This is a genomic window from Sandaracinus amylolyticus (assembly GCF_021631985.1).
In the GTDB taxonomy this organism is placed as follows: Bacteria; Myxococcota_A; Polyangia; order Polyangiales; family Sandaracinaceae; genus Sandaracinus; species Sandaracinus amylolyticus_A.
Map to the genome: position 1 here is coordinate 7150294 of NZ_CP070225.1, position 19259 is coordinate 7169552.

General features: G+C 70.4%; 11 protein-coding genes. All 11 read right to left on the reverse strand.

Going from position 1 to position 19259, the window contains the following annotated elements; translation table 11 throughout:
* Positions 1 to 9: 9 nt before the first annotated feature.
* Entirely contained in the window at positions 10 to 3516 is a 3507-nt protein-coding gene (locus I5071_RS30340) for a serine/threonine-protein kinase (protein WP_236516750.1), read from the reverse strand.
* Between the two features lie 94 nt (positions 3517 to 3610).
* The gene (locus tag I5071_RS30345; RefSeq protein WP_236516751.1) at positions 3611 to 4210 is read right to left on the reverse strand and encodes a hypothetical protein; all 600 of its coding nucleotides are present in this window, start codon (positions 4208 to 4210) and stop codon (positions 3611 to 3613) included.
* A complete protein-coding gene (locus I5071_RS30350) occupies positions 4207 to 5340 on the reverse strand; it encodes a DUF4403 family protein (protein WP_236516752.1) in 1134 nt (377 codons plus the stop codon). The genes I5071_RS30345 and I5071_RS30350 overlap by 4 nt, the downstream gene beginning before the upstream one ends.
* 475 nt (positions 5341 to 5815) lie before the next feature.
* Positions 5816 to 6874 carry a hypothetical protein gene (locus I5071_RS30355; RefSeq protein ID WP_236516753.1) on the reverse strand — a complete coding sequence of 353 codons (1059 nt, stop codon included), beginning with the start codon at positions 6872 to 6874 and terminating at the stop codon, positions 5816 to 5818.
* Positions 6871 to 9987, reverse strand: coding sequence for a trypsin-like serine peptidase (locus I5071_RS30360; protein WP_236607696.1), 3117 nt, complete (start codon positions 9985 to 9987; stop codon positions 6871 to 6873). Before I5071_RS30360 ends, I5071_RS30355 begins: the two co-directional genes overlap by 4 nt.
* Positions 9947 to 10756 (reverse strand): hypothetical protein, encoded by an 810-nt coding sequence (locus I5071_RS30365; RefSeq protein ID WP_236516754.1) that lies wholly within the window; start codon positions 10754 to 10756, stop codon positions 9947 to 9949. Before I5071_RS30365 ends, I5071_RS30360 begins: the two co-directional genes overlap by 41 nt.
* 2 nt (positions 10757 to 10758) lie before the next feature.
* Entirely contained in the window at positions 10759 to 11466 is a 708-nt protein-coding gene (locus I5071_RS30370; RefSeq protein ID WP_236516755.1) for a hypothetical protein, read from the reverse strand.
* A gap of 98 nt (positions 11467 to 11564) precedes the next feature.
* Positions 11565 to 12947: a DUF4403 family protein gene (locus I5071_RS30375; protein WP_236516756.1), complete on the reverse strand. Its 1383-nt coding sequence runs from the start codon at positions 12945 to 12947 to the stop codon at positions 11565 to 11567.
* 133 nt (positions 12948 to 13080) lie between these two features.
* Positions 13081 to 13857: a DISARM system phospholipase D-like protein DrmC gene (gene drmC, locus I5071_RS30380; protein ID WP_236516757.1), complete on the reverse strand. Its 777-nt coding sequence runs from the start codon at positions 13855 to 13857 to the stop codon at positions 13081 to 13083.
* Positions 13854 to 15746, reverse strand: a complete 1893-nt coding sequence (gene drmB, locus I5071_RS30385) for a DUF1998 domain-containing protein (protein ID WP_236516758.1) — start codon at positions 15744 to 15746, stop codon at positions 13854 to 13856. The genes drmC and drmB overlap by 4 nt, the downstream gene beginning before the upstream one ends.
* A gap of 2 nt (positions 15747 to 15748) precedes the next feature.
* The gene (drmA, locus tag I5071_RS30390; RefSeq protein WP_236516759.1) at positions 15749 to 19180 is read right to left on the reverse strand and encodes a DISARM system helicase DrmA; all 3432 of its coding nucleotides are present in this window, start codon (positions 19178 to 19180) and stop codon (positions 15749 to 15751) included.
* Between the last annotated feature and the right edge of the window lie 79 nt (positions 19181 to 19259).

Consider the following 19259-nt stretch of genomic DNA (forward strand, 5'->3'; position numbering starts at 1 on the left):
CTCCCCCTCTCAGGCCGAACGTGTCGGCGAAACCAATCTGCAGAACGGATTCACGATCGCCCCATCTCCGTCGCATCCCGCTTCTCGCCAGAGCCTCGCGTACGTGAGCAGCCCACTCTGCTCGAGCGCGTGCGCCGCTCGATCCGAGAGCGCCGACGCTCGCTCGTCGCGCGCTGCGCGAGCCAGGTTCGCGCGCAGCACCAGCCCCAGCGCAGAAGCCCAATCGGTGCGCTCGCGATCGAGCTTCGCGATCGATGTGCGGACGATGTGGTCACGGCGTCGCGCATGCGCGATGAGACCGTGGAACCAAGCCAGCTCGATCCGATTGGCCTGCGCACCGACGGCCCAACGCGAGCGGTCGAAACGAGCGAAGTACTCCTCGAAGCGATCGTGACGTCCCGCGCAGAGATCGATCTGCACGCGAGCGCGAAGGTAGAGGTACTCGAGCGCCGGAGGGCGCACTCCATTCCAGGGCGACATCGCCCGCTCCAGGCGCTCCAGAGCGGCCTCGGGACGATTCCGCGCGAGCTCGAGCAGATATCCAGCGCCGACCTCGAGCAGCGCACCGATCAGACGATCACCGACGACGTGCAGCGTCTCCTGCACGTCGGGGAGCTCGCGCTCCAACACGTCCAGGCGATCGAGCCAGGCATCGGCGAGACAGACGTGCGCGCGGGCGAGCGACAGGGGCCAACGCGCGCCGCCGAGTCGTTCGTACGCGAGCGCCGCGCTCGAGAGGAGCGGGCGGGCCTCCGCGAAGCGCGCGGTCATGAACGCCTCGTAGCCGCGCGCGGCGAGCACATACGCGCGCGCCTCGGGATCGTCGACGGCGTCCTCGAGCGCTCGCAGCTCGGCGTCGACGCGCAGACGTGCCGGCGCCCGCGTGCCCCGCATCACGCCCGTGTAGACGAGCTCGTTGGCGGTCGCGCGAAGGAGCTGCGGCCCCGGACCGAGCTCACGAGCCCAGCGCAGCATCCGCGACTGGAACGTCGCGCCCGTGACCGTGTCGACGATCCCGTAGATGCTCGAGAGGGACGCGAGCGTGTCACAGCCCTGCTCGAGACGATGCGCGTCGATCGGCGCCCGCCGCGGCAGTCCGGACGAGAGGGCCAGCGAGGCGCGCTCACGGAAGAACCCCAACGCAGCGCCGACCGCGCCGCTCGGGCGGCGCATGCCCAGCGACGACAGCGCCCGGTCGATCAGTGGAAACGCGCGCTCGAGGTCTCCGCTCGAGAGGAGCAGGTTCGCTGCCGCGGCGCGAAAGCGATCTGCGCCCTCGACGCCGAGCTCCTCGCTCGCGCGCAAGCACAGCTCCACTGCGCGCGTCGGGCGACCCGCGAGCGACAGGCAGCGCACCCATGCGTCCACGACGCGCGCGAACGCAGTGTCGTCGGCGCGCACGGCGAGCTCGTACATGTCCGCCGCCTGACCGAATGCGAGGCCTCGCTCGGCGCGCAGCGCAGCCTCGAGCGCGCGCTCGTGCGCTGCGGCCCAGTCGTGCGCAGTCTCGTACAGGCGCGCGAGCACCGCAGGCTCCGCGCGGCCGGTATCCGCCCATGCCCTCGCGACCGAGGCGGACGCGCGTCGCACGTCGTTCTGTGTGGCTGCAGCGGTGATCCGCTGTCGCATGCTCTCTTGTGAGAACGAGAGCGCCGGAGCGTCCGAGCGCCGAACCGCGTCGAGCGCTCCGGAGCGGCAGAGCCCGAACAGAGCGCGCGCACGGTCCTCGTGCCCGCTGGCCGCGAGGATCACGTGCGCGGGAACGGGTGCTCCGCAGACCGCGATCTGCAGCAACACATCCCGCGCCGTCGCATCGAGCGCCCCATCACCGCCGCTCGCGGCCAGCACCTCGCGAGCGAGCTCGATCGTGAGGTACGCGTTGCCTTCGCTCTGGTCGGCGATCGACTCGGTGCGCGCGCCCGCTCCGTGCGCGCTCGCGAGCTCGCACGTGATCGCTCGCGGCAGCGGCCCGAGCTGCACGCCGTCACCCAGCGCGCTCCGATCGAGCGCGCTCAGCAAGGGGCCCTCGTGCGCTCGGTATGTGAGCACGACCGCAGTGCGCTCCGGCTCGTCGCGGATGCACTGCGCGAGGATCGTCGCGGAGTCCGCGTCGATCGCGTGCGCATCGTCGATCCACAAGATCGTCGGCGCTCGCTCGCCGAGCCCACGCAGGGCTCCGCGCACGGCGCCGACGAGCGCGCCGATCTCGACCGGCACTGCGGGAGGCGGCTCGACGTGGGCGACCAGTGCGGGGAACGCGTGCAGCAGCGCGGTCCGCTGCGCCGGCGGGAGCGAGCCCAGGATCTCGGGGAACGCGGGATCGTCGGCCATCGCGTCGACCACGCCGTCGAGAGCCTGGAAGCGGAGCGACTCGATCGGGTCGCAGCGGCTCGCGAGGAGCCGGGCGCCGAGCGCGTCACGGGCCATCGAAACAGCCGCGCGGACGACGGCTGTCTTCCCGATCCCCGCGGGACCGCAGACGTGCACGACTGCGAATCGCTGCTGCCCGGTCGCGATGCGTGCGGCGAGCGAGTCGATCTCGGCATCGCGCCCGACGACACGTGCCGTCGAAGGCTCGCGCGTGCTCCCACCGAGCGCTCGCGCGAGCTCGTCCGCGGAGGGCCGCCGCGTCGCATCGGGCAGGAGCGCGAGCGACAGGAGCCTCTGGAGATCGTCCGAGATCGGAGCGCGGAGATACCTCGACCACGAAGGCGCGGGCCGCTCCGATGCCGTCATGGCCCACGGCCGCGCAAACCGCCGCCCGGCCAAGAGCTCGATCGCAGTCGCTGCGGCGGAGAACACGTCCGACGCGGCGTCACGCCGAGCCCTGTACACCGTCTCCGGAGCTGCGTAGTGCAGCGTGCCCGCGAAGCGCCGCCCGACCGTGCCCGCGCCGGTCGACGTCGCGAGCCCGAAGTCGAGCAGCACGGCTCGTCCGGCGCGGTCGACGAGGACGTTCGAGGGCTTCACGTCGCCGTGGACGACGCCGGCGGTGTGCAGCGCGGCGAGCGCCTCGAACACCTGTCGAACGAGGTCGGTGGCGCCGACGAGCTCGACGGCGTCGGACGACGACGCGTCCACGATCTCCATCGATAGGACGAGGCGCCCTTCGACCTCGAGCAGCTCGTAGAACTGGACGAGCCCGCGATGCCGCAAGTGTCGCAGCAGTCGGAACTCTCGCTTCAATGCGCGCGCCTCGTCGGCGCTGCGTTGTGCCAGGAGCTTCAGCGCGACGTCCGCGCCGAGGTCGCGGTCACGTGCCGCCCATACCGTCCCCGATGCGCCGGCGCCGAGCAGCCCACGAACCTCGAATCGTTGGCCGAGCTCCGGGAGTGTCTGAGCCGCGTGGGTGGAGTGCACGTCGACCGCATGCGAGCGGCGCCATCGCCGGCTCACGACGCGAGCGTCGCCGAGGGCTCTCCGGCGTGTCAACGCGCGCCGAGCGGGCGCACGCGTCACCGCCGCAGCGTCCGCGCGCGGCAGCGCTCCGGACGCAGCGTCGCCATGACGAGCCATGCATCGGATGATCGATGACCACCCTTATCGCATCCATCCCACGAACGGGTCAGCTCGCGCATCCACGGTGACGATTGCGTCGAACGGGCGACCGCTAGAACACGAGCTCGACGAAGTCCGCTCCGACGCGCGCCGAGATCGGTGCTCGGTCCACGGCGACACCAGCGAGATCGCCGCGCGGCTGGACGCCCCTCGTGAGCACCTCGCGATCGAATCGAGCGCGAGCGCTCCCGAGCATGTCGCGCAGCTCGGAGTGCTCGAACACGAGCCGCCCCTCGCCGGCGCGCGCCGTCACCCTGATCGCGTCCTCGGTGCGGACGAACGCGAGGGCCACCGCGACGTCGAGCCGCGCGACCGCACCGCGCCCGTCGTCGGTCGTCGCGTCCCCGACAACCACTCGCCGCCGGCCGACGAGCACGAAGTGGATCGTGAGGGCCACGCCCGCGCCACTCGGAGCAGCGTCGATCGAGGCCACCTCGAGCACGAGCTGGTCGTACCGGACGTCGCCGATCGTGATCGGATCGTCCAGCCAGCTCGCGGCGTCGAGCACCGCTTCGCGAGTAGCGTTCGCCACGTCGCGTTCTGTCGTCGAGCGCTCCACCGCGACCGTCGTGGTCTGGGCCCGCGCCTCGGCCGCCACGAGCCACACGACGGCTGCGCAGACGAGCACGACGGTCGTTCGCAGAAACTTCACAGCGAGACCACAGCGACGTCGGCGTGCCCGAGGATGGACGCACGCACGTGGATGCCGGCGTCGGAGACTGCGAGGTCGTCGACGCGAATGGGATCGAGCGACACGTCGACGTGCACGGCATCCGACGAGGCGCTCTCGAAGGCGACTTCGATCGATCGCGTGATGCGATCGAGATGCGCGCCGACGGGCCATCTCAGCGAGGGCACGAGGCCCACCAGGAGCGCGTCGGGGTCGACCTGCCCAGCCGCGCGGCGGATCTGCGCGGCTGAGTCGTCGCGGAAGCGGAGGTTCGTGAGTCGCACCTCGCGCGCCGCGGGGTCGTAGTCGAGATCCCCGAGCACGATCACGCGTCCGGAGATCGTCCCACCGAGGTCGAGCTGCACCGCAACGGCCGAGCCGTCGTTGGCGACCACGACCCTCGCGGCACACGCGAACGGCGTTCCGGAGGGCGGAAAGCGCTGACCAGCGAGCACGCGATTCGCTTCGCGTGTGAGGACATTCCACGGTAGCAGCTGAGCCGCCGCGATGGACAGCGCTTCACTTGCGCCAGGCTCGAGACGCTGCAGCAGTGGAATCGGCGGCTCGGGCGTTGCGCTGGGCTCGGCGCTCGACCATTGAGCCCGGCCCGTGATCGCGATCCGACTGCGGATCGCGCCATCCTCGAGCCAGGGATCGGCGGCCGCGACTGAGGTCGGCACGACGCGCAGCCACGCAGCGCCGTCCACGAGCTCGAGCTGCCTCGGCCGCACCAGGCTCTGCCAGAACGGCTCGACGTGGTCGCGCACAGCAGCCCGCTCGCGAACCGCGTCGTTGGCTCGCTCGACACCCTGCTCGAGCGCCCGGGCCAGCGCGCGATCCAGGCCCCGCCGCGCGGCGGGGGTGAAAAGCCGCGGAACGGTCGGGATCGCGGCGCAGAAGGGCGCCGCCCCCGCGCCGAAGGTCAAGATCGAGCCCGCGACACACGCGGCGGTGAGCCAGCCTTCGTTCTCGAGGTGCGGGTCGCAACCGACGATGTGCACAGGGTCGCGCAGACTCGCCGAGAGCTGGAGAGACCAGTCCGGCTGCCAACTCCCGCGCACATCCGCCGCGACATCGACTCGTCGATTCGATCCGCACGTCAGGATCAACACACCGGGCGCGGTGCCCGAGTGTCGCGCGCGTGCCCAATACGTGATCTCCGAATGCAGCGCGAGCGTGTATCCGGCTCGGGGCGCGAGGATGCCAATCGGCCCACGCGAAGCGCCGAACTGGAACTGAATCCCGTCGTCCGTCGACTCCCATCCTCCACCGCCATACGCGATCGGAGTGCGCGCCGCAGCCTCGGTGGCGGCCGACGCCGGGATGGAGACCGGGATCGAGATGGCGAAATCGGTCGGGGGTGGATCGCTCGGCGTGCCCGACGCCGCCGTGGGGAGCGCGGGAATCGCGACCTGGTACGCGAGCGGCGCGGGCTCGCACGCGAACGTGGGTGTCGTGACGACGACGTCGTCGTCGAGTAGCTCGTCCCCGGTGTCCGAGTCGACGGGCTCGAGCGGGGTGGGGTCGCGGGCGGCACCACACCCCGAGAGCCACCCGACGAGGCACGCGAGAGCGGCGCCCCGCGCGTCACCGTGCATCACGGGCTCGAATGCGCTCCAGCGCGTGTGCAGGGTGGTTGTGCGAGCCCTCGAGACCGCTCGAGGCGCGCGCGTCCAGCTCGAGCCGCTCCGCCAGCTTCGCGCGGCGCGTCGTCAGCACCTGCAGGCCGTTCGTGGCCTCGTATGGATAGAGACGCTGGAGCGCCTCGACATCGCCACGCGACAGATGCTGTCCGTCTCCCGCGGGCGCGCACGGGCTCGGGTGGGTCTTGTAGAACAGAGAGGCGAATCGATAGAGCATCACGGACTCGGGATCGAATCTCGAACCCGTGAGCTCGCTGGCGTTCGATGGCGCGCGGAGGTTGTGATCCACCTTCGCTTGCGACCAGCGGTTCGGATATCCGGACAGATATCGATAGATCCCGGGGCGACGTCCGGCGTCGTCGGTCACGTAGGCGCCTCGCGCGTCTTTCTTCTCCGCGTATCCCGGGTCGTCCTCCCAGCGGAACTCCGCTTGGCAGGGCCCCTCGGGATTCTGGTGCTCGTGATGGAACGCGAGCGCATGCAGGAACTCGTGGAGCACGGTCCCTCGCCATCCCGGCGGCAAGCCCTCGGCGAAGCCTCCGAGGTTCAGGCTTCGCTGCCCCGGACCACCTCCCACCGGACCGCCGGCGCGCCCGATGCGGGTGTCCACGCTGTCCGTGCCGACCAGAGACCAGTATCCGCCTTGGTCGAAGGAGACTCGGATGTCGGCAGCATGGTCGATGTCGGACTCCGACCAACGTCGATATCGACCGGTCGCGGGATCGCGCCCGAAGTCGAGATCGATGTTGCACGCGCTGGTGATATCGCGCGTCACGAGCTCGATCTTCTCGTGCAGGTCGAGGGATCCTCCGAGGAACGCGACACGCACGGTCTGGCCGGGCTGCCAGCCCTGCAGGTCGGCGACGAGCGACTCGAGCCCGCCGGAATCCGGTGTGAGCGACTGCATCCACTTCGCGCGGCTGGCGAAATCTGCGCGCACGTCGTCGGGGAGATCGTCGAGCACGACGTCGTTCGAGTCGAGATGAACGAGCGGATGGGTCATGGGCTCAGCTCTCCTATGGAATCGGACGGCAGGGCGTCGTCGTCTTGTGGAGGTCGATTGGCGGGACCACAGAGCGCCGCGCGCACCTTGGGGCGCTGCGCGATCCGCGAGATCGGGATTCCGCGGTTGAACTTGGCCGGATCGGCCGTGTCGGCACCGTGGTGGAGCGCCACGAGCGTCCAGTGCGAGAGGCTCGTGATCGGTGCGCCCGACGCGCCCGGCTCGGTGGGAATGTCGTGTCGCACGCGCGTCTTCGGCGGGTTCACGACACCGCGCGTCGTGACGCCGAATGCGACCTTCATCGTCTTGCCGCGCGGGTGTTGCAGGATCGCGAGACCGGGCGTGAGCTCGAACGGATATTCGTCCTCACTCAGCGCGAAATAGCCGCGGGTATCACCCAGCCGCTGTTCGATGCGGAGAAGCGCGAAGTCCAGCTCGGCCGTGCTCGGCTCGATGCGTCCCGGCGCATCGTCCGGCTGCTCGTCGCTCGGATGGCTCGGAGACTCGTCGACGCACCAGTCTTCGCGAGCGAGGGACGCGACGACGGGGGCGACGATCTGTGTTCCGTGCTCGTCGAGCTTGTAGTCGAACACCAGCTTGATCGAGCGGGAATAGGCTCGGTGATCGTCGATGACGTGCCAGTTCGTGAGCACGAGATCGGGGCCGACCAGGAAGCCCGTGCCGACCGCGCCCCCGTTGAATCGGATCTGACAGACGCGCTGCTCCGCTTCGAACATCCCGCGGCGAAAGGCCACCACGTCGAGGAACGCCTGATTTTCGCCGACGATCTTCTCCAGTCCGGAGAGTCGCTTGGCGCGCTCACCGAGCCTCTTCGCGACCGCGTCGGACGCTTTCGTGATCGCAGCGACCACGAGCTCGAGCGCGCGATCGATGTTGTTCGCGTGCGCGACGATCCGATCGATCAAGTCGGAGCGCGCCTCACCAGGCTCGACGGGCGCTCCGAGATAGCTCTTCGCGATATCGCGCAGCGGCGCGTCTTCGATGTCGTTCAGCGCGACGCGCAGCTCTGCTCGCAGCCGCCGGAGCAGCACCCAGCGCCGCGTGAGCACCCACGTCACGAATACCGCAACGACGAGAAGCAGCGCGACGCCGGCGAGCTGCAGACGCTGCTGCAGCCTCGCACTGATGCTCGCCGCGAGCGGAATGCGGATCATCACCGCGTCCGCTCCGATGCACAGGAGGTCGGGGCGCGCGAGATTGGCGATCGAGGAGGTGCGGCCCGGCAGTCGTGCGAGGCGCTGACAGGACGCGGTCAGGTCCGCGGGCTCGACGCGCTCCCATCGTGTTCCGGCGCGTGCGAAGTCGTGCGATTGCCAGACCGAGCTCCGTCGATTCGCGCCGTCGACACGGACCAGGAGCCGATCGGTTCCATCCTCACCGATCACTTGGGAGACTCCGGACGCAGTGGGGGCATTGATCTCGAGCGGCCGCCCGCACCCGGCGTCGTCACAGCAGACCACCGCCGGAAGGCCGCCGCGACTCGCGGTCGAGCCCCCGGCGCACCATCGCCCGTTCGCGCCGACCCAGAGCGTCCGGGCATCGAGGCCGAGCTCCTGGTGCGGCGTTCCCTGTGACGCGCGTGACACGAGCCGATCCTCGCCGTCGACGAGCTTCACGTCGCCGTCGTGCGCGGCGGCGGCGATGACGTCGTCGATGCCCTCGAGCGGATTGTCCGCGAACACCGCGAGCGTGCGCGCGTCCACGCCTAGCTCACGCCATCGCCCTCCCGAGGGCGCGTAGAGCCAGAGCTGTGCGCGCACGCGATCGAACGCGACGACCGGGCCGTCGGCGCGCGTTTCCCCGAATGGACGATCGAGAACGCGACACGGTGCGTCGGCGCGGTCGCACGACCACACACTGCCGAGCGTGTCGACCGCAACGAGGAGGTCCCCGGTGCCCTCGAGCGCCGCGACTCGTCCGGTCGGCCATCCCGCCTGCGCGTGTCGCTCCCACGTCGAGCCGGACGTTCGATGCACGCCGCAGCCCGGGCGCAGGCAGCTCGTGAACCACTGACCGTCGAGCTCGGCGAGGAAGTATCGATCACCGAGCGGGCCGGTCCCATCGAGACCGGGCGCAGGCTCGACGTCGACGCTCGCCGCGACAGGCGACACGGCCTGATCTGCCGCGCCCCAGACCACCGGCGCGCGCGGGGCCGACGACGGGAGCGGGGCCGACCAGATTCGCCGGTCCGCGATCACCCACGCTCGGTCCGCCCCCGCGAGCGCGGCGTCGCTGCACGCGAGGTCCGTCGGTGCGCCCGCAGGGAAGACGAGCCGCGCGCGCGCGAGCGAGTCGTCGCGCTCGACGAGGAGCTCACACGTCGAGCTCGCGTAGAGGAACACGCCGCGCGAGCCGCGCGCGCGCGACCACGCGACGTCTCCCACGCCCTCGAGCCGCTCCCAGCGATCGCCTAGGAGGCGGTGGATGCGATGTCCGGCGACCGCCCTCAGCGTCCCCTCCGTCCACGCGAGCGCCTGAACGGGGAGCGACAGGTCGGGCCCGCGCGCGCAACCCTCCGCAGTGACGATGCGAGTGCGCCCGCGATCGTCGCCGAGCCACACGCGGAGCTCCGACTCGGACGTCGAGACCACAGCTCTCGGAGAGAACGAGTCGTACAGGCAGTCGCGACGCTCGCGAAGCGCGCCGTCGCCGCACCAAAGCGCGCGCGGCGCCCCGCGTCCGATCAAGCAGCCGAAGCGGCCGTGCTCGTCGAAGTCGCCGCTTTGGATCTCGTGCCCTCGAGGCGAGCCCTCCAGCACGTGCTGGCGCCAGGCGCCGCCGGCGCTCACCACGACCGACCCGTAAGGACCGAACGCCCACGTGGGCCCCGACGCCGACGTGCTCACGCCGCTCGACGCGAAGGTCAACGCGGGATCGGTCTCGACCGACCAGCGAGCACCGTCGAAGGTGGCCACCGAGCCCACGCTGCCCACGGCGACCGCAGCCGATCCCGACGTGTCTACGGCGGTCGCGCGGAAGCTGCCCGCGAGCACCTCCGGCTCGCCCGCCGGCGCGCAGCCGGCGGCGCTGAGCAGGAGTGCGCAGAGCGCCTCAGCGCCAGGTTTCCAGCAGATCCAGGATTTGTGCGGCATCGACACCCTGCACCTCGATCTCGACGGTGTTCGGCGTTGGGCGGATTGAGGGGCGGAAGCGCTCCGAAAGGAGGGTGCGCAGCACGGCTGCGGCCATCTGCGAGGCGCCCGGTCGACTGCATACGATTCGGGCGCGGCCGACCCGCGATGCGTGCGAATAGGCCGCCTCGACCTGGACGACGTCGGCGAGCGCGCTGGGCGCGAGCACGTCGCTGACGAGCCGCGCGATCCTCTCGCGCGCGGCGTCGTTCAACAGGGCGGCCGCCCAGTGCGGGTGCGAGGACTCGAACCGTCGCGCCTGCGATAGCCAGGCAGGAGGCGTGGCGCGAGCGGTTGCAGCGTCGCCGAGCAGCTCCGACGACGCGGAGTAGAGCAGCACGTGGCACGCTCCGACGCTGCGAAGCGCAGCCTGGGGATTCTCGGCGAGCGCGTCGGAGTCCTCGGCCGTCGGATCGCCGTGCAACGGAACGACCACGAGCTGACCACGAGGAACGCGGACGGTGTACACGACGTCTGCGAGGTGCGTGATCCGGCGCACTCGTTCGGTGGCGATGCCGTCGAGCGACGCGCCCTGCTCTCGCAGTACTTCGGCGAGCTCGAGCGGCGCTGGTATGTCCGGGAGAGCGCGAAGGTCGACCCTCACGACCATCGTCGTGTTGCCGGGCACGAAGCGCGCGACGTCGTCGAACGAGCACGCTGCTCGAGCGCTCTGCGGGAGCGCGAGGATCGTCAGCACTGCCGCGACGATCGAGCTTCGAGTCACACGCACGATCACTCTCCTCGCTCTTCGGCTTCCGGTGCGACCTGTGGAACGACATCGACGTCGAACGTCGCGGCGTGCCCGTCGAGCGCGACGAGCCGCACGTCGCTCGGCATCACGCCGTACTCTGCGAGCGTTGCGATCTCGACGGTCCGACGACCGAGCTCGCGCGAGACGGCGATCGGAACGCGCGTGCCACGGAGCGCCTGTAGTTGGATCGTCGGCTCGCTGCGCTCGTGGCGGACCGTCACGACGATCGAACCATCGACGACCTCGGCGCGCGCGACGAGCACCGTGGCGATCGAGGCGACACGCTCCGGTCCTTCGTCGCGGATCCGCCCGGTCAGCAGATCGCGCCGATCTCGTCGAGCGTGGAGCTCGATGACCATGGCGATCTGGACCTCGTGAGGATCCGGGCGCGGAGACAGGACGAGAGACGAGACGCTCGTTTGCGTGTCTCGATACCGCAGCAGGCCGAGATCGTACGTCTGGTAGAGCGCGGGAACGGCTCTCCGGAGCTCGGCGTCCACACCGGCGCGGATCGCGGCCTCGAGGACCTCGGTCGAGCTCCTGAGCCGTGCTGTGTAGATCCCGTCGCGCGCCGAGATCTCTTCGACCTCCACGTCGACGGCTCGGGCAGTGCGCGGTCGCGCGGAGAGCAGCGCGAAACACACGACGACGACGGCCAGGATGGCACTGCGATTCGTCCAGACATGCATCACGTTCCGCTCCCGTAGCGACTGCGACCCTACGCGGCGGCGAGCTGCGCCGTCGCCACCCACCCGGGGGATCCCGAGTCCGGGGACTCCGCCCGCGATCAGGGCGTCACGACGGTGATCGTTCCCGGCACGGCGAGCGTCAGCCCGAGCGCCTCGGGCGTGTTGAAGACGTCCGCCGCGCGAATCGGACCCGGCACGATCCGAGTCGTCAGAGCCGGCCCGAGCGCGAGATCCTGAGCGACCCCGGCCGCGTACTCGGTGGTGAAGTGATCGAGTTGGTCGCCGACTGGAACTCCGACGCCGACGAGCGCATCGGCGAGCCGCGCCACGTCCACGCCCATCGTGCGGAGCACAGCCTCCGTCTCGGGCATCACTTCGGCGTGCGTGCATTCGATTCGCCGAGTCGCCTCGACGTACTCGAGCTGCGCGCCGATCCACAGAGTGCCTGAGAACGGTCTCGACACACGAACGCCGAACCAGATCGCGTCCGCCCCACCGCGCATGTCGACACCCGAGACGTCCCAGTCGGCACGCGCCTGGCGGGCCACCTGAGTCGCGCGCTCCGCGAGGTCCGCGAGGGGAAGCTCGAGATCTGCGAACACGTCGAACGACGGTCGTGGCGCGATGGGAGTGTTCGGCGGCAATGCAGCGATGGTGGGAGTCGTCGGCGAGGCGTGCCGCGAGAGCAGGGGGCGGACGGTGACCGATACGTTCGCGTGAATGAAGTCGCCTTCTGCCGAGACGTCGGAGACGCCCACGGCATCCGGGCGCAGGAGGAGCGTCCAGCCGCCGACCGCAACCGGCTGATGCAGCGTCGTCCACAGCTGCGCGACGACAGGCTCGATGCTCTGGCTCGCGATCGCGCTGTCGATGGCGGCGGCGGTGCGCTGCTGCGCCGCACGCACGTGAGGCTCGATCCGAGGCGTGATGTCGATCCTGCCGAAGATGATGCGGCAGCGTTGGTTCCATCTGATCGCGCCGGGGGTCGAGCTGCCGACCACACGCCAGTCCTCTGCGATCGAGAGCGCCGTCGAGATCGTGACGACGACGTCGGCGTGACAGTCACCCGCCAAGTCTGCCGAACCGTGGAGATGCGCCGGAAGGCTCCAGACGAGAGGTCCGGACGCACCGGCGACCGAGATCGGCCCACGGTCGACTTCGTAGCTCCAGCTCGGAAATCCACCGCGCGATCCCCTCGCGAGACGCGTCGGAGTCGCGTTCGCGTGGTCGCGAATCGCCTGGATCGGAAGGCTCACACGCGCGGTCACGACCGAGACGTCGGGGATCGTCCGGGGGCTGCTGCCCGGTGTCGGTCCTTCGTAGTCGAGAACTGGCACGCTCGCGCGAGATGCAGTGTCGGTTCGAGTCGTCACCTCGACCTCGCCACCGGCGGTTCCCTCCGACCGCGCGGATTCCGACCGACCGTCACAGGCGACGAGCGTTGCAAGGAGCACTGCGCGCGTCAGTCGATGGATTGCCATACGCAATGGCTAATCCACGCGCGAACGAGAGCCCATCCCCCGAGCGGGTCAAGTCCGGCGGAAAGTGCGCCGACGCGTCCGCGCGTCGCGCACCCGGGCGCGAGATCGGACCAGCGCCGTCAGACCCGGCGCATCACTGCGCCTCCGCCACGAGCCCCGCTTCGACGAGACCGAGCCACTGGCGCGCGAGGTGTCTCGCGAATGCAGGGTCGTGGAGCAGGACGCCTGCCTCGATGTTGTGCTCCTGAGCGCGCAGGCTGAAGTTCGCGCTGGTCACGAACGCACGCTCGGCGTCGACGACGACGCACTTCGCATGAAGGCTCGACCACGGTGGACCGGGCGTGAGCGCGCGGCGGTCGTAGTAGACGCGGGGATGCGGTGCCCCGAACGGCCAAGCGGCGTGAAGGAATGCCGCGATTCTCTCGGCAGCGTGGGCTTCCGGGTCATCGGCCGCGTGCTGGAGCTGCTCGACGTGCACGAACAAGCGTGCATCGATCGCACGCTCGCGCATCACACGGTGGAGCGGCTCGAGGACGGTCGCGCCCTTCTCGAAGCTGAAACCCGCGAGGATCACCTGACGCCGTGCGCTCTCGAACAGCGCACGCAGGACGACTGCGGTGTCGCGCGCCGTTGCATTCGAGCGCTCGGGACCGGTCCAGACGAGCTCGGCATCGGGACGGCGCGCCCGCCGGCGCTCCGCGAGCGCGACGTCCAGCACGCTGAGGCACGCGAGCGCGGAGTGCCCGGAGAGCGCGCCCTCGAGCGCGTCGAGCTGATGACGAATGCCGTGGGCGAGCAGGGCCGATCGCGTGATCGGCGTCCCGAGCTTGCGCGACGTGATGGCCTCGCGGAGGCGCTCGAGCGTCGAGGTCGCGACCTCCGAGAGATCCGCGTGCTCGTGATCGGTCACGGACGGTCCCTGAAGAACGCGAGGTCGGGATCGTTCCCGAGCGTCGGCACGACGAGCGCGCGATCGAGGAACCGATTGAACCGCTCGCACGAGCACTCGGCGATGTAGAGGCAGCCATGACAGGCGGCGCCCTCGGTGCGTCGATCGCTCGAGGGGCTCGACGGATCGTGCGCCGCGCAGACCGGATCGTTCGAGCACAGGCGCCCGAGATCCCACGCTTCGCGGAGGTGGTGCCTCAGACGCCGTCCCTCTTCCACGAGCCCGCCGAGCGTGCCTTCGCTCCCGGTCGTGCCGGTGCTGAGCATGATCGCCGCCATCGCAGGCTCTCCGGGCACGCCAGGCGCCTGGCAGTAGATGCGCTCGCGGATCGCGCTCGCCGCGTAGCCACACTCCAAGCTGATCGCCGTCAGCAGTAGATGCGCGAGCGAGTGCAGCATGTAGAAGCGCGCGCCGGCGAAATCGCCGCGGCCGTCGGCCGTGAGCGCGTCCATCAGCTTATTGGCCCGCGCGACGACCGCAGGACGCCTCTCCCACGCCTGCACCGCGTCCTCGTCGAGCTCCACGAAGATCCCCTCCCCGCGCACCTGCGCGGCGGGAAGCCACTTCTGGTTCCCGCCCGGCAGCGTGAGCGCGGCGGGCTTGAGCCGCGCCCGCTCGAAGTCGAACTCGCCCTGCAGGTTCGCGCTCACCGAGTCGAAGCGGCTGAAGCTCACCTGCACCCGGATCTCACGCAGCTCCGGAAGCACGATGAGGCCTCGCACCACCCGCGGAAGATCCACACGCGCGCGCGGCACGCGGTACGCCGCGAACTCGACGCCCTCCTCGGGCTCGTTGCCCGGTTGCTCGTCGGGCGCGCTCACGATGCGCTCGAACTCGACCGAGCGGAGCGGACGCTCGGTCGCCTCCGCCTTGTCGCTCCGCTCGGCCTCGATCGCTGCGAGCACCTCGGGCAGCGCAAGCCCCTTGAGCGCGCCGGCGACGACCTCCTGGAGATCGGCGAGCATCTGCAGCTGCTCGACGTTCTTCACCTTCTGCACGAGCTTCCACACCTCGGGCTCGCGCACCCGCCGCGTCGCAAGGCTCGGTTGCGCCGGAGGGAGGCGCAGCGCGCTCACGACCTGCGCGAAGTACGCGTGCGACGCGGTGCGCACGAGGAGCTCGCTGTGCAGGTCGCACTTCTCGCTGACCGCGCGGCCTCCGAGCCACGGGCGGTCGCCATCACATCGGAAGAGCGACCCGCGCGCGGCGGACATCGCCATCTTCGAGCCGCAGCTCTCGCACTCGACTCTGATCTTCCCGAGATCACCGGTCGCGCCCTCGCGCAGATAGAGCTCGGGACGATCGCAGATCCCACCCTCGCGCTCGTGATGTGCGAACGCTCGCCACGGGAAGTCCGAGAGGTGCCCCTTGCGGCACGCCGAGACGAAGCGGACCGGGATCGCGCGCCCCTGCTTGTTCGTCGCGCACTGATGGCGATAGCCGCGCTTGGTCGGTTCGAACACGTCACCGGCGCGGCCGAGGCGCCGGCACTGCTGACACACGAGCCACCGCGGGAACTCGAGCGCGCGCACGCCCGCCGAAAGCGTCGGATACTTCTGGCTGCACTCGGGTGGCGTGCGGAAGTAGTCGGTCGGCGCGAGATCGAGGTCGGGAGCGAGCGCCTTGAGCCGCGGGAGCAACGCGCGGCGCAGCCGAGGATCGTCGAGCGGCGTCCACTTCACGTCGCCCCAGTGCCAGTGCTCGAGCCCTCCGACCACCACCGCGCGATCGACGAGATCGACCATCGCGCCCGGGCCGAACGTGGTCACCAGCTGGCTCTGCCGGATCTGACCGTCGGGCCGGAGCGGAGCGTGGGAATCGCGCTTCGATGCCTTGGGATGTCGACTCATGGTCAGCGCTCGTCGAGCTGCTTGAAGCGCACCCAGACGTGCGCGGTGGACTCGACGTCGCGCATCGACGTCGCCGCCTCGAACTGCTGCGCGTCGGGATCGGGTGGGGCCTCGTCGGTCGCGGTGAAGAGCAGCGCCGGACCGAGGTGCGTCTTCCGATCGAGCGGGCTGTAGGTCCGCGAGCCTCCGCCGCGCAGCGCTTCGCGCACGACGTTCTCCCACGCATCGAGGAAGTTGCGGCCACGCCTGCGCACGTGATCGGCGATGCGCTCCTCCGCGTCGTCGTCCCACCACTCTCGGTGCTTGCGGGCGCGCAGCACGAGCCGCTCGAGCACCTGCTCCGCGGCGGCGCGCTGGTCGTGGATGCTCATCGCGCCGAGCGGCGGCTCCATGCCGTCGACCCCGTGCCTCACCATCGCGATCATCGCGCCGACGAGCCCGCGATCGAGCGTCTGATGGCTGAACGGCGTCACGCTCGTCGCCTCGACCTCGCGGTAGAAGCTCTCGTGGTAGGCGACGAAGCGCTCGTAGTGCGAGCGGTCGCGCGGCCGCGCGAGGTTGAGGCAGGTGACCACGAGGCCCGGATAGCTGCGCCCGACGCGGCTCGTCGCCTGGATGTACTCGCTCGTCGTCTTGGGTTGGCCGGTCACGACCATCAGCCCGAGCCGGTTCACGTCGAGGCCGACCGAGATCATGTTCGACGCGAGCACCACATCGAGCGACTCCTGCTGCCCGGGGCGCGCGTCGGCGATGCGCACCGCGAGGCGCGCCTTCGTCTGCTTCACCCGCTCGGTGTCTTCGCGCGACGTGAGCTCCGCGGGCTCGCGCAGCTTGCGCGAGCCAGTCCACGGATGCGCGCCCACGAAGTCGTGCGGTCGCTTGTCGTTCTCGAAGTACTGGACGCGATTCCGCACCTCGTCCTCGACGAGGCGTCGCATGCCGCCGAGCTCGCGGAGGCTGTTGAAGTAGCCGACGAGCGTCATGTACGGGTCGGCCGACTGCTCGGGCGCCCCCTTGGGATCGAAGCTGCGCTGCGCCGCCGCGAGCAGCGTGGCGTACGTGCGCACCGACACCGCGCGCAGCGCGCGCCCCGGCGCGCCCACGCCCACGTAGAGGCGGCCCGGACGCTCCTTCGTGATCGGTGCGAGGCGAGCGAAGAAGTTGTCGCCCTCGTCGATCCCGCGCGGCGGGAAGAGCGCCATCTCGCGGCCGAAGAGCGCCTGGATCTGCTCCTTCGCGCGGCGCACCGTCGCGGTCGAGCACACCACCTTCGGCGCGCGGCGCGCCCCGTCGACGCTGCGCTCGGAGAGATAATCGACCGCGGACTCGTAGAGCCCGACCATCGTGCCCAGTGGACCGCTGATGAGGTGCAGCTCGTCCTGCACCACCAGCTCGGGCGGCAGCAGGCCGAGCGGCAGCGCCGTCGCCCCCTTCGGCGCGTCGTGCATCACGCCGTACGCGCGCCGCGCGTCGAGGTGGGTCGCGCGTCCGAAGAGCATCCCCGCCTCGCCGAGCCACGGCATCATCGCGAACTTGTCGACCGTCGCGATCAGGAAGTCGGGCAGCTCCTGATAGATCTGCTCGTCGACGAAGAGGACCGGCAGCCCTTGCCCGGGCCGCTTCGCCTCGGTGAACAGGCAGCGCTCGCCCGAGCAGTACACGACCGCGCGCGTGTACTTCGTCTTGCTGACGTTCCCCTCGTCGTCGACGAGCTTGATGTTCTCGATGCGGATCTCGGTCTCGCACCAGGGGCAGCGTGTCAGCGGGAACGGCGAGCTCGGCCGGCCCGAGCTGAAGTCGTTCAGCGCGGCGTGCACTTCCTTGAGGCGATTCGCCGTCGCCGAGGCACCGACCCAGAGCCCGACCGTGAAGCGCGCGTTGCCGAGCTTCTTCGGCGCGCGCCACCGCATCTCCTCGAGCGCGCACATCAGCGTCGCGGCGCGACCGAGCTGATCGAGCGTCAGGAGGCGCAGCGTGTACCGCAGGATGACCGACACGCCGCGGCCCTCGTCGGGGCGCGACTTCCCGCGCAGCCGTCGCAGGAGCAGCGTGAACGCGATGAGGCCGAGGTACGCCTCGGTCTTGCCGCCACCGGTCGGGAAGTAGATCAGGTCCGCAGTCTTGCGATCGTCGTGCGCCGGGTCCGCGATCGCCGGGAGGTTCATCAGCACGAAGGCGAGCTGGAAGGGCCTCCACTCGGGCAACGCGCCGTCCTTGTAGCGCTTGTCCTCGCGCTCGCGATCGGCCTGCACCGCCGCGATGTGCATCGCCTGATTCGCGAGCTGGAAGGCCTCGCGCACGACGTCGTCGCGCACCAGCAGTTGGATGCCCTCGGCGATGCGCTCTCTCGCGCGTTTCGCGTGGCGCACCAGCACGTCGCGCGTCTCTTCGAGCGAGGCGCGGTCGAGGCGCGCGTAGCGCTGCTCGTCGAGCCACTGGCCGTAGCTCTCGACGAGCGGATCGAGCGCGCGCGCCAGGCCCTTGCCGTCGAGCTTCCCGAGCTCGCCCATCGCGGTGACGAGGCCCGGCAGGTTCCGGTGCTCGACGTTCGGCACCTCGTAGCGAGGCACCTGCGTGGTCACGAGCCGACGCACGCGGCCGTCGGCGTCGGGCTCGGGGACGAGGACGCTCGTGTTGTGCCCGACCGCCCACTCCTTGCGATCGCGGAACAGCAGCGCGAGCACGCGCTGATCGTCGTCGGCTTTCGCGTCTTCACCGCGGCGATTGGGGCGCCACAGGAACCCCGGCTCGTAGCGCAGCGCGAGGCGCACCTGGAACACGAACGCGCGATCCCGCTCCTGCTCGGTCCACGTGCGCCCGTTGACGAGGAAGAGACTGAGCACGCGCGCGCCCGCGCCGAGGCCGTCCATCTCGGTGCTGCGGAGCTCGCCGCGGATCTCGAGGCCCACCGCGCCCGGCACCGGAACGCCCTCGGTCAGCGCGGCCTGATCGAGCGGGACCGGGAAGCGCACTGGACCATGCGGCACGCGCGTCCACGCGCGGTCCTTTCGCTCTTCGCGATCGGTCGCGATCTCGATCTTGTCGTAGTCCGCGTACCAGACCTCGACCTCGAGCGCGTCCCGTGCGCTCGACGGAGCCTTCGGGAGGTACACGCTGAGCCCCATCGACGCCGGGAAGCGAACCGGGCGCTTCGCCTCCGGCTCCTCGCTCCCCGCGTCCTCCGCCTGGCTCTCGCTGCCGGCGCCGAGCTCACCACCGTTCGACTCGAGGTCGTCCACCTCGGGCGCGCGCGCGCCCTGCGGTGCGAGGAAGCCAGTCAGGTACCAGCGCGAGGGCGGCAGCGTGAGGGTCTCGGTGGAAGACCAGGCTTCGTCGGGATCGATGCCCGGAATGCCCGCCGCGAAGGGCCCGACGAGATCGGCCTCGAGCGCGGCCAAGAGGCGAGCGCGCACGTCGACTGGTTTCAGGGTCACGCTCCGCCATCGTGGCGCGGGTTGGAGTCGGATCTCAATGGCCGCGCGAGACTCGCGGTCTCACGTGAGCTGAGTCGGC